At 71.7% G+C, this 11,430-nt stretch carries 10 protein-coding genes and 3 tRNA genes; 7 read left to right on the plus strand and 6 right to left on the minus strand.

Annotated elements, in window-relative coordinates:
- Nucleotides 1-40: 40 nt before the first annotated feature.
- Nucleotides 41-646: an NAD(P)H oxidoreductase gene (locus AB0D99_RS26010; RefSeq protein WP_362366896.1), complete on the plus strand. Its 606-nt coding sequence runs from the start codon at nt 41-43 to the stop codon at nt 644-646.
- Complete coding sequence (locus AB0D99_RS26015) at nt 643-2,145, plus strand: MFS transporter (RefSeq protein WP_362366899.1); 1,503 nt, start codon at nt 643-645, stop codon at nt 2,143-2,145. The genes AB0D99_RS26010 and AB0D99_RS26015 overlap by 4 nt, the downstream gene beginning before the upstream one ends.
- An 82-nt stretch (nt 2,146-2,227) precedes the next feature.
- On the opposite strand, the gene AB0D99_RS26020 is transcribed toward AB0D99_RS26015, so the two are convergent.
- Nucleotides 2,228-2,710, minus strand: a complete 483-nt coding sequence (locus AB0D99_RS26020) for a MarR family transcriptional regulator (RefSeq protein ID WP_362366902.1) — start codon at nt 2,708-2,710, stop codon at nt 2,228-2,230.
- 105 nt (nt 2,711-2,815) lie between these two features.
- On the opposite strand from AB0D99_RS26020, the gene AB0D99_RS26025 reads away from it, so the two are divergent.
- Nucleotides 2,816-3,232, plus strand: coding sequence for an organic hydroperoxide resistance protein (locus AB0D99_RS26025; protein WP_362366905.1), 417 nt, complete (start codon nt 2,816-2,818; stop codon nt 3,230-3,232).
- A 136-nt stretch (nt 3,233-3,368) separates the two neighbouring features.
- Here the strand turns inward: AB0D99_RS26025 and AB0D99_RS26030 are convergent, their stop codons facing one another.
- The 5 genes from AB0D99_RS26030 to AB0D99_RS26050 form a co-directional block, all read right to left on the minus strand.
- A complete protein-coding gene (locus AB0D99_RS26030) occupies nt 3,369-4,307 on the minus strand; it encodes a sigma-70 family RNA polymerase sigma factor (protein WP_362366908.1) in 939 nt (312 codons plus the stop codon).
- Between the two features lie 10 nt (nt 4,308-4,317).
- On the minus strand, nt 4,318-5,508 hold the full coding sequence (locus AB0D99_RS26035; RefSeq protein WP_362366911.1) for an FAD-dependent oxidoreductase: 1,191 nt from the start codon (nt 5,506-5,508) through the stop codon (nt 4,318-4,320).
- A gap of 329 nt (nt 5,509-5,837) precedes the next feature.
- Nucleotides 5,838-5,911: transfer RNA gene (locus AB0D99_RS26040), tRNA-Ile, on the minus strand.
- 175 nt (nt 5,912-6,086) lie between these two features.
- A tRNA-Asn gene (locus tag AB0D99_RS26045) sits at nt 6,087-6,159 on the minus strand.
- A gap of 5 nt (nt 6,160-6,164) precedes the next feature.
- Nucleotides 6,165-6,237: transfer RNA gene (locus AB0D99_RS26050), tRNA-Asn, on the minus strand.
- Nucleotides 6,238-6,405: 168 nt separating this feature from the next.
- Here AB0D99_RS26050 and AB0D99_RS26055 point away from each other — a divergent pair.
- From AB0D99_RS26055 to AB0D99_RS26070, 4 genes are all read left to right on the plus strand, one after another.
- Nucleotides 6,406-6,708, plus strand: coding sequence for a YtxH domain-containing protein (locus AB0D99_RS26055; RefSeq protein ID WP_362366914.1), 303 nt, complete (start codon nt 6,406-6,408; stop codon nt 6,706-6,708).
- A gap of 119 nt (nt 6,709-6,827) precedes the next feature.
- Entirely contained in the window at nt 6,828-8,267 is a 1,440-nt protein-coding gene (locus tag AB0D99_RS26060) for an FGGY family carbohydrate kinase (RefSeq protein ID WP_362366917.1), read from the plus strand.
- 90 nt (nt 8,268-8,357) lie between these two features.
- Nucleotides 8,358-10,091, plus strand: a complete 1,734-nt coding sequence (locus tag AB0D99_RS26065) for an ABC transporter ATP-binding protein (protein ID WP_362366920.1) — start codon at nt 8,358-8,360, stop codon at nt 10,089-10,091.
- On the plus strand, nt 10,091-11,430 hold a 1,340-nt coding region (locus AB0D99_RS26070; protein WP_362366923.1), incomplete at its 3' end, for an ABC transporter transmembrane domain-containing protein. The genes AB0D99_RS26065 and AB0D99_RS26070, both read left to right, overlap by 1 nt.

Genomic DNA, 11,430 nt, shown 5'->3' on the forward strand with positions numbered 1-11,430 from the left:
CCCGCCCGCCTTCCCGCAGACCTTCCCGAAGGACGCCGCCATGCCCCGCCACACCCTGCTCGTCCACGCCCACCCCCGTAGCGACTCCCTGACCGCCCAGGTGGCCGGCCTCCTCCACGCCCGGCTGAAGGACGACGGCGAGACCGTCGACGTACTCGACCTGTACGCCGAGGGCTTCGACCCCGTCCTCCGGCCGGCCGACGAACCGGACTGGGAGGACCGGGAGAAGACGTACTCCCCCGAGGTCCACGCCCACATGGACCGCGTCCTGGCCGCCGACGACATCGTGGTCGTCTTCCCGGTCTGGTGGATGGCGCCCCCGGCCGTCCTGAAGGGCTGGATCGACCGCGTCTGGAACTACGGCTTCGCCTACGGCCGGAGCAGGCCCCGGCTGGCGGGGAAGCGGATGCTCTGGCTGGCCCTGATGGGCAACGCGGAGGCGGAGATCGAGCGGCTCGGTCTCTCCACGGTCCTCGACCTCCAACTGCGGCTCGCCGTCTCCCGGTTCTGCGGGATCGAGGACTCGTCCGTCGCGATCGTCCACGGCACCGAGCTGTCGGGGGTGCCGCGCGCACTGCGCCCGCCGCGGGTGCGGGAAGTGCTGAAGTCCGCCGAGGAATCCCTGAACGGAGCGCTGCCGCGATGACCACCACCCACACCCCCGACTCCCCCGCCGAGGCGGCGCCCGCGAAGGCCGGCGTCCGCCAGTGGACCGGCCTCGCCGTCCTCCTCCTGCCGGTCACCCTGATGACGGCCGACCTCGGCGTCCTCTGGCTCGCCACCCCCTATCTGGCCGCCGATCTGCGGCCGAGCAGCGCCCAGTTGCTGTGGATCACCGACATCTACGGCTTCCTCACCGCCGGCACGCTGGTCATCATGGGCACGCTCGGCGACCGCCTGGGCCGGCGCCGGCTGCTGATGGCGGGCTCGGCCGGCTTCCTGCTGGCCTCGTTGCTCGCCGCGTACGCCCCGAACGCCGGGACCCTGATCGCGGCCCGGGCCCTGCTGGGAGTGGCGGGAGCCGCCGTCCTGCCCTCCACGCTCGCCCTGATCAGCCATATGTTCACCGACGCACGGCAGCGGGCGACCGCGATCGCGATGTGGGTGACGGCGCTCTCGGTCGGCCTGGCGATCGGCCCGATCGTCGGTGGCGTGCTCCTGGCGTCCTGGTGGTGGGGCTCGGTCTTCCTGATCGGGCTGCCGATCATGCTGATCGCCCTGGTCACGGCGCCGGTTCTGCTGCCGGAGTACCGCGATCCGGGGGCCGGCCGGATCGACGTGCCGAGTGTGGCCCTCTTCCTGCTGGCGGTCCTGCCGCTGGTGTACGGGGTGAAGTCGGTGGCCTCGCACGGCCCGACGGCCGAGGCCGCCGCGGCCTTCGCCGGTGGCGCGGCCTTCACGCTGCTCTTCGTCCGCCGCCAGAACCGGCTGTCCACCCCCCTGCTCGATCTGCGGCTCTTCCGCGACCGCGCCTTCACGGGGGCGCTGCTCACCCTGCTGCTCGGTATGACGGCGCTGAACGGGGTGGAGTACCTGGTCCCGCAGTACCTCCAGGCGGTCGCGGGCCAGTCGCCCCTGGAGGCCGGGCTCTGGCTGCTGCCGGGGGCGGTGGGGCTGATCGCCGGATCGCAGCTGACCCCGCTCCTCGCCCGCCGCGTCCGCCCGGCGTACGTGCTGATCGGCGGCCTGCTGGTGTCGCTGACCGGGTACGCGGCGATCGCCCTGGCCGCCGGTGTCGAGGTGGCCTCCCTCGGCCTCGCGGTGATCATGTTCGGGGCGGCCCCGATCAGTGTCCTCGGCACCGCCCTGGCGGTCGGCGCGGCTCCCCCGGAGAAGGCGGGCGCGGCGGCGGCGACCGGTCAGACGGCGTACGACCTGGGCCTGGCCCTGGGGATCGCCGTGACCGGCAGCGTGGCGGTCGCGGTCTACCGGAACGGCATCCCGGGCGACGCCCCGGCCGCCGCGCGGGAGTCCCTGGGCGCGGCGAGCGCGGTGGCGGACGAGGGGCTGCTCGCGACGGCGCGGGAGTCCTTCACCACGGCGCTGCAGTCGGCGTCGGCGCTGAGCGCGGGGTTCGCGCTGCTGACGGCGGTACTGGTGGCGGTGCTGCTGCGGAAGGTGCCGAGGATCTCCTCGGGCGAGTAGCGAGGGCAAGCGGGCCCGTCCCGCGGACCCGGCCGGGCGTCGCCCGGCGGGTCCGCGGGACGGGCCCTTCGCGTGCGGGCTCTCAGCCGCAGGCCGTCAGGTCGTCCGGGTCGACGCTGTCGAGCCGGGCGGCCAGCTCGTTGAGCCGGGCCCGCAGGACCCGCATCTCGTCCAGCTCCATGCCCGTCGCCACGGCGATCCGCCGGGGCACGTCGAGGGCCTGCTCGCGCAGCGCCGTGCCGGCCTCGGTGGGGCGCGCGGTGACGGAGCGCTCGTCCTCGGTGCTGCGCCGCCGCTCGACGTAGCCGGCCGCCTCCAGCCGCTTGAGCAGCGGGGACAGGGTCCCGGAGTCGAGGCGCAGATGCTCGCCGATCCGCTTGACGGGCAGCTCGCCGTGCTCCCACAGCACCAGCATCACCAGGTACTGCGGGTAGGTGAGGCCGAGCTCCTTGAGGGCGCCGCGGTAGACGCCGTTGAAGGCGCGGGTGGCGGCGTGCAGCGAGAAGCAGATCTGGTGGTCGAGCCGGAGGAAGTCCTCGTCCCGGGTCGTGTCGAGAGTCTCCATGCCTCCAGAGTACGGGACACCACATCGCAAGCCATTCAGTTGTGCACAACTCAATTGGACGCTACCTTAGTGAGCACACCCCGACCTGAACGGAAACGAGGACCCATGAACGCGATCTACACCGCCGTCGCCACCGCCAACGGCCGCGAGGGCCGCGCCGTCAGCTCCGACGGCCACATCGACCTCCCCCTCGCCCACCCCCAGGCGCTCGGCGGCAACGGCCAGGGCACCAACCCGGAGCAGCTCTTCGCCGCCGGCTACGCGGCCTGCTTCGCGAGCGCCATGGGCCTGGTGGCACGCCAGGAGAAGATCGACATCCAGGACGCCTCCATCACCGCCGAGGTCTCCATCGGCAAGGACGAGGCGGACGGCGGCTTCGGCCTCGCGGTTGTCATGCGCGCCGAGTTCCCCGACCACCTCCAGGGCGAGCCGGGCCGCGAACTCCTCGAGAAGACCCACGCGTTCTGCCCGTACTCCAAGGCCACGCGCGGCAACATCCAGGTCGAGCTCGTCATCGAGTAGTCCCGGCACCCCCGCACGACCGAGGGCCCGTACGCGTCATCCGCCGCGTACGGGCCCTCGCGCCGTGCTCTGCCCGCCCCCGTCGAGGGCGGTGCCGTCCACACCGTCCTCGGCTCACCGGGCGACCGGCGTCAGCTCACCACGCGTCGACGACCGGAGCGCCGGACCCGTGCCGCCGCCACGCCTCGCCGAGGCGGGAGAGCCGGCCGGCGGCGGCGATGCCGCACATGGACGTGACCTTGCCGTCGTCGACCTCGAACACCACGGTGCCGGCGACCCGGCCGTCGACCACGGCGAGGACGGCGGGGGAGCCGTTGACCGGTGCGATGTGGAACACGACGGGGCCCCCGGCCAGCCGCCGCTTGGCCGGGGTGGGCTTGAAGCCGGCCCGGACGAAGGAGGCGACGCGCTCGCGCGTCGAGTACCGCAGCAGCCGCTTGGCCAGACCCGCGCCGTCCGAGACCACGGTCACGTCATCGGTGAGGAGCGCCATCAGCCGTTCGGTACGACCCGACACGGCGGCGGCGAGGAACTCCTCGACGACCCGCCGCGCGGACGCGGGATCGACCTCCCGGGCACGGCGGTTCTCCGCGACGACCCGCGTCCTGGCGCGGTGCAGATGCTGCTGGCTCGCGGACTCACTGATGTCGAGGATCCCGGCGATCTCGGCATGGCTGTACGAGAACGCCTCGCGCAGGACGTAGACGGCCCGCTCGACCGGCGAGAGGCGTTCCATGAGGGTCAGCACCGCGAGGGACACCGATTCACGCTGCGCGAAGGTGTCCGCGGGGCCGAGCATCGGGTCACCGTCGAGGAGCGGCTCGGGCAGCCAGGCTCCGGCCGCCCGCTCGTGGCGCGCCCGCGCGGAGCGGAGCTGGTCGAGGCAGAGGTGGGTGGCGACCTTGGTCAGCCACGCCTCCGGCACCTCGACCCGCTCCCGGTCGGCGGCCTGCCAGCGCAGGAACGTCTCCTGCACGGCGTCCTCGGCATCGGCCGCCGAGCCGAGCAGACGGTAGGCGAGCGAGGCCAGCCGGCTCCGGCTGGCCTCGAACCTGTCGATGGCTGCGGTGTCCATGCGGAAGAGCCTAGGCCGCGGCCCTCACGACCACCTCGTCGGCGGCGGCCGCGAGGCGGAGCCTGCGCTTCGGCATGCCGAACGTCGGGTGGGCGATGCCGAACCCGGCGCCCCTGAGCACGCCCGCCTTGAGCCGCGCGGCGGTCCGGCCGCCCAGGTACCAGGGCTTGGAGCGGGCGTCGCCGTCCACCATCTGGAAGATGGCGTCCCGCCGCCCGAGGCTGATGTGGTTGCCGTGGTACTTCAGCCCGGTGAGCGGGACCTCTCCGCCCGTCAGGCGCGCGATGATCGCCGCGGTCGCCTGCATGTTGGTGAAGCCGGCCGAGGCGCAGGACATCGGCAGTGGCCGCCCGTTCTCACCGATCGCGTAGACGCTGTCGCCCGCGGCGTAGACGTCCGGGTGCGAGACCGAGCGCATGGTGCGGTCGACGACGATCTGGCCGGTCCCGGCGACCTCCAGCCCGCCTGCGGCGGCGATGGGGTGCGCGGCGAAACCGGCCGACCACACGGTCACCTCGGCCGGGATGGACCGGCCGTCGGCGGCGATCACCCGGGTCGGCTCGACGGCCTCGACGGCGGTGTGCTCGTGGACGGTGACCCCGAGCCGGTCGAAGGCGCGGCGCAGATGGCGGCGGGCCTTCGGGGAGAGCCAGGCGCCCAGTTCACCGCGGGCGGCGAGCGCGACCGAGAGATCCGGACGGGACTCGGCGAACTCGGTGGCGGTCTCGATGCCGGTCAGCCCCTCGCCGACGACGAGCACGGTGCCGCCCGGGCCCAGGTCGGCCAGCCGCTCGCGCAGCCGGAGCGCGGAGGACAGTCCGGTGACGTCGTAGGCGTGTTCGGCGGCACCGGGGACGCCGTGGTGGGCGACCGAACTGCCGAGCGTGTAGAGCAGCGTGTCGTACGCGAGCTCGCCGTCGCCGTCCTCGTCGGTCACGGCGACGGTCCGGCGGTCGGGGTCGATCGCGGTGACGCGCGCCAGGCGCAGCCGCACCCCGGTGCCGGCGAACACGTCGGCGAGCTTGCGGACCGCGAAGCCCTGGCCGGTCGCGAGCTGGTGGAGCCGCATCCGCTCGACGAACTCGGGTGCGGCGTTGACGACGGTGATCTCGGTGTCGGCGGGCGAGAGCCTGCGGGCCAGGTTCCCGGCGGCGAAGGCCCCGGCGTATCCGGCGCCGAGTACGACGATGCGGTGCTTCATGGCGGTGCTCCTGTCTCGTTCGCGTGCCCCTTGAACGAGACGGCGCCCCGATTGCTGACAGGAGGGGGATGTGACGCGGGTCACCGGGCCGGGACGGGCGGCCGGGCCTTCGACGGGCACGCGGTTGCGTCGCTCACATGTGGCCGCCGTACCGCCGGGCGGGGCCGTCGGCGTGCCATCCGGGTGATGTGGGCGTGTCGGACCCCTCGCGTCCACGCGCCGTCCGCACACTGGAGGGAATCGCGCGGGAAAGGCCGCAGCGGCCGTGGTGCGAATCGTCCGACCAGGGAAGCGCCTGGTCAGAACGATTCTGCTGCACGATGCCGCAGTGGGGCGGGTGGGACTCGAACCCACGGCCGACGGATTATGAGTCCGCTGCTCTAACCGGCTGAGCTACCGCCCCTAACGGTGTGGCGCGTACATGTGTGCGCGCCGTCTGCCGCAGCATAGCCGCTCATACGATCTCCTGCTCCGGATGCTCGGCACTGCTGCGCGCTGCTCGACCAGGAGGACTCCGCGGCGTGGCGGATGGTTCCCGGACATAAGAAAAAGGACCCCTCAGGGTCCTCTTTCCATCGCTCCCCCGGCTGGACTCGAACCAGCAACCCTCCGGTTAACAGCCGAATGCTCTGCCAATTGAGCTACAGGGGATCGCGCTCCCCCGACTGGACTCGAACCAGTAACCTGCCGGTTAACAGCCGGCTGCTCTGCCAATTGAGCTACAGGGGATTGCTGCGTTGCACCGAACGGATCCACCTCGGGCGTTCCCGGGCGGCGCTCGCTCGCTGCGACACATACATTAGCGCAAGCAGGGGGGTGCTCCGCCAATCGGTATGCCGTGGGCGCTCGTGGGCAGCAGTGAAGCATCAGGGAAGCTCAAGGGAAGGTGGTGCCGCCGTGCGGTACAAGCTGACGTTCGTCGTGGGACTGGCCCTCGGTTACGTCATCGGCACGCGGGCCGGACGTGAGCGCTACGAACAGATGAAGAAGTCCGCCCGCGAGTTCTCGCAGAACCCGGCGGTGCGCAACGCCGCCGAATCCGCGGCCCAGACCGGGCGCCAGGTCGCCGGCAAGGCGTACCACGCGGTGAGCGAGAAGGTGGGCGACAAGCTGCCGGCGTCGGTGACCGAGCGGATCCACGCGCTGCGTCACCACAACGGCCAGGTCACCGAGGACGACTGGGGCGTGAGCAACACCTAGCGGCATCCGCCGCGGCATCCCGGGCGGCGCCCCGCCCGTGGTGTTCTCCCTGCCGGAAAAGGCGTCTCCTACCCCGCGCGCGCTCCACCTACTCCCCCGCGTGCGGCAGAATCTCCTCCATGGGGATAGTCGCCGGCTTGGACAGCTCTGCTGAGTTCACACGCATCGTCGTCTGCGACGCGGACACGGGCGCCGTACTGCGTCAGGGCTATGCCCCGCACCCCGGTGATCCGAAGGCCACCGACGTCGACCCGCAGGCGTGGCTGCTCTCGCTCGGCGAGGCCGCGGGCGGCGGGCTGCTCGAAGGCGTGCAGGCCATCGGCGTCTCGGCCCAGCAGCACGGGCTCGTCCCGCTCGACGCGCAGGGCGCCCTCGTGCGGCCCGCGATGGTCGGCAACGACAAGCGGGCGCAGGTCGCCGCCGCCGATCTGGTCGAGGCGTTCGGCGGACGGCAGTCCTGGGCCGAGGCCGTCGGCTCCGTCCCGCAGTCCGGGCAGCCGGTCGCCAAGCTCCGCTGGCTGGCCCGCTCCGAGCCGGAGCACGCCCAGCGCGTCGCCATGCTCCTCCAGCCGCACGACTGGCTGGTCTGGCAGCTCCTCGGCCGGCCCGTGCGCCGCACCACCGACCGCGGCGCCGCCTCCGCCACCGGATACTGGTCGGCCGGCGCCGGCGCCTACCGCCCCGACCTCGTCGAGCTGGCCCTCGGCCACCACGCCGCGCTCCCCGAGGTGCTCGGCCCGTCCGACGCCGCAGGGACCACCCCCGAGGGACTGCTGATCTCCGCCGGCACGGGCGAGACCATGGCCGCCGCTCTCGGGCTCGGCCTCGGACACGGCGACGCAGTCGTCTCCCTCGGCGCCTCCGGCTCCGTGATGGCCGTCCACCACGAGGGGCTCGCCGACCCGCAGGGCCTGATCACCTCCTTCGCCGACGCGACCGGGATGCACCTGCCCGTCGTGCACACCGCGAACGCCGTGCGCGCGCTGCGCGGCACCGCCGAGATGCTCGGCGTGGAGAGCCTGGAGGAGCTGTCGGCGCTCGCGCTGAAGTCGACGCCCGGCTCCTCCGGACTCGTCCTGCTGCCGTATCTGGAGGGTGAGCGCACCCCTCGGCTGCCGCACACCGCCGGCACGCTCAGCGGACTGCGCCGCGAGTCGATGAAGCCCGAACACCTCGCGCGGGCCGCGTTCGAGGGGATGCTCTGCGCGCTCACCGACGCCATGGACGTGCTGCGCGGACGGGGTGTCGAGGTGCGCCGGGTGTTCCTGCTCGGCGCGGCGGCCGAACTGCCCGCCGTACAGGCACTCGCCCCGGCCATCTTCGGCGCGCAGGCCGTCGTCCCCCAGCCCGCGGACTACGCGGCGCTCGGCGCCGCCCGGCAGGCCGCGTGGGCGCTCGGCGTCGCCCACGGCACGCTCTCCCCGGCCGCCCCGCCCGCCTGGCAGGGTGCCGCCGCGCAGATTTTTGAACCCGGTGAGGAGCTGGCGGTCGGTCAGGCGGTGCGGCAGCAGTACGCGGCCACGCGCGAGCAGCTCCACCCGGGCGCCTTCACGTCGTGACCGGGGCGCGTTCGGCTCACAGCTGAGTCCGTTCAAGGTTCGACAAAACCCGGTCGTCACGTCCCGGGGGCGCGGGCGATAGTAGAACCCGTGCTCCTACGACTTCTCCGAACCCACCTGCGACCGTACAGAAGACCCATAGGTCTGCTCGTCCTGCTCCAGTTCCTGCAGACCTGCGCCTCCCTCTATCTGCCGACCCTGAACGCGGACATCATCGACAACGGTGTCGTGGACGGGGACACCGGCTACATCCTGCGGTTCGGCGCCCTGATGATCGCGGTCTCCGTGGTCCAGGTCGTCTGCAACATCGGGGCCGTGTACTACGGGGCGCGGACCGCCTCCGCCCTCGGGCGGGACGTCCGTGCCGCGGTCTTCGAGCGGGTGCAGTCCTTCTCCGCGCGCGAGGTCGGGCAGTTCGGCGCGCCGTCGCTGATCACCCGGACCACCAACGACGTCCAGCAGGTCCAGATGCTGGTGCTGATGGCGTTCACGCTCATGGTCTCCGCACCGATCATGTGCGTCGGCGGCATCGTCATGGCGCTCAGCCTCGACGTGCCGCTGTCCGCGGTGCTGATCGCGGTCGTGCCGGTGCTCGGCATCGCGGTCTCGCTGATCGTGAAGAAGATGCGTCCGCTGTTCCGGACCATGCAGGAGCGGCTGGACACGGTGAACCGGGTGCTGCGCGAGCAGATCACCGGCAACCGCGTGATCCGCGCGTTCGTCAAGGACGACTACGAGCGCGAGCGGTTCAAGGGCTCGAACACCGAGCTGACCGACGTCTCGATGGAGACGGGCCGGCTGATGGCGCTGATGTTCCCGACCGTCATGACGGTGGTGAACATCTCCAGCGTCGCGGTGGTCTGGTTCGGCGCGCACCGCATCGACAGCGGCGGCATGGAGATCGGGGCACTGACGGCCTTCCTCGCCTATCTGATGCAGATCGTGATGGCCGTGATGATGGCCACCTTCATGTTCATGATGGTGCCGCGGGCCGAGGTGTGTGCCGAGCGCATCGAGGAGGTCCTGGCCACGAGCAGCGGTGTCGTGCCGCCGGCCGAGCCGGTGACCGAGCTGACGCGGCGCGGTCATCTGGAGGTCCGGGGCGCGGACTTCCGTTACCCGGGTGCCGAGGAATCGGTCCTGCGGGATGTGGAGCTGGTGGCGCGGCCCGGCGAGACGACGGCGATCATCGGTTCGACGGGCAGCGGCAAGTCGACCCTGCTGGGTCTGGTGCCGCGGCTCTTCGACGTGACCGGCGGCGAGGTGCTCGTCGACGGGGTGGACGTACGGAAGCTGGACGCGGGCCTGATGGCGCGGACGGTCGGACTCGTCCCGCAGAAGCCCTATCTCTTCTCCGGGACGGTGGCCACGAACCTGCGGTACGGGAAGCCGGACGCGACCGACGACGAGCTGTGGCACGCGCTCGAGGTCGCCCAGGCCGCCGACTTCGTGAAGAAGCTGGAGAACGGGCTGAACGCGCCGATCGCGCAGGGCGGCACCAACGTCTCCGGCGGGCAGCGGCAGCGGCTCGCCATCGCGCGGACGCTGGTGCAGCGGCCGGAGATCTATCTCTTCGACGACTCGTTCTCCGCGCTCGACTACCGGACCGACGCCCTGCTGCGGGAAGCGCTCAAGGAGGAGACGGCGGACTCGACCGTCGTGATCGTCGCCCAGCGGGTGTCGACCATCCGGGACGCCGACCGGATCGTGGTCCTCGACGAGGGCCGGGTCGTGGGCACCGGGCGCCATCACGAGCTGATGGCGGACAACGAGACGTACCGGGAGATCGTGCTCTCCCAGCTGACCGAGGCGGAGGCAGCCTGATGGCCGGTCCTGGCGGACGGATGATGGCCGGCGGCGGCCCCGACCAGCGGTCGATGGACTTCAAGGGCTCGGGGAAGCGGCTGCTGAAGCAGCTGGCGCCCGAGCGGGGCGCGCTCTGGCTGATGCTGATCACCTGTGTGCTCAGCGTGGCGGCCTCGGTGGTCGGTCCCAAGATCCTCGGCAAGGCGACCGACCTGGTCTTCGCGGGTGTGGTCGGGCGCCAGATGCCCGAGGGCACGACGAAGGCGCAGGCGATCGAGGGGCTGCGGGCGCGGGGCGACGACGGGATGGCGGACATGCTGTCCGGGGTCGACTTCACCCCCGGGCAGGGCATCGACTTCACGGCGGTCGGGGAGGTGCTGCTGTGGGTGCTGGCCATCTACGTGGCGGCCGGACTCCTCATGCTGGTGGCGACCCGGATGTCGATCAAGGTGATCAACCGGACGGTCTACCGGATGCGCGAGGACGTCCAGGCGAAGCTGGCGCGGCTGCCGCTGTCGTACTTCGACCGGGCCAAGCGCGGCGAGGTCCTCAGCCGGGCGACCAACGACATCGACAACATCTCCCAGACGCTCCAGCAGTCGATGGGGCAGCTGATCAACTCGCTGCTCACCATCGTCGGCGTGCTGGCCATGATGTTCTGGATCTCCCCGCTGCTCGCGCTGGTCGCGCTGGTGACCGTGCCGGTGTCGGTGGTCGTGGCCACGAAGATCGGCAAGCGGTCGCAGCCGCACTTCGTGCAGCAGTGGAAGTCCACCGGCAAGCTCAACGCCCATGTGGAGGAGATGTACACCGGCCACGCGCTGGTGAAGGTCTTCGGGCGGCAGGACGAGTCGGCGGCCGACTTCCGCGAGCAGAACGAGGCACTGTACGAGGCAGGGTTCAAGGCGCAGTTCAACAGCGGTGTCATGCAGCCGGTGATGTTCTTCGTCTCGAACATCAACTACGTCCTGGTCGCCGTGGTCGGCGGTCTGCGGGTCGCGAGCGGCACGCTCTCGATCGGTGACGTGCAGGCGTTCATCCAGTACTCCCGCCAGTTCTCGATGCCGCTGACCCAGGTCGCGTCGATGGCGAACCTGGTGCAGTCCGGCGTCGCCTCGGCCGAGCGGATCTTCGAGCTCCTGGACGCCGAGGAGCAGAAGCCGGACGCGCCGAAGAGCCCGACGGCGGCGCTCCCGGCCGAAGGCCGGGGGGCGTCGGAGTCGGCCGGCAAGGTCGCGCTGGAAGGGGTGGCGTTCCGCTACGAGCCGGAGAAGCCGCTCATCGAGGACCTGTCGCTGACGGTGGAGCCCGGCCAGACGGTCGCCATCGTCGGACCGACCGGCGCCGGCAAGACCAC

This window comes from Streptomyces sp. NPDC047971 (genome assembly GCF_040653355.1).
Classification (GTDB): Bacteria; Actinomycetota; Actinomycetes; order Streptomycetales; family Streptomycetaceae; genus Streptomyces.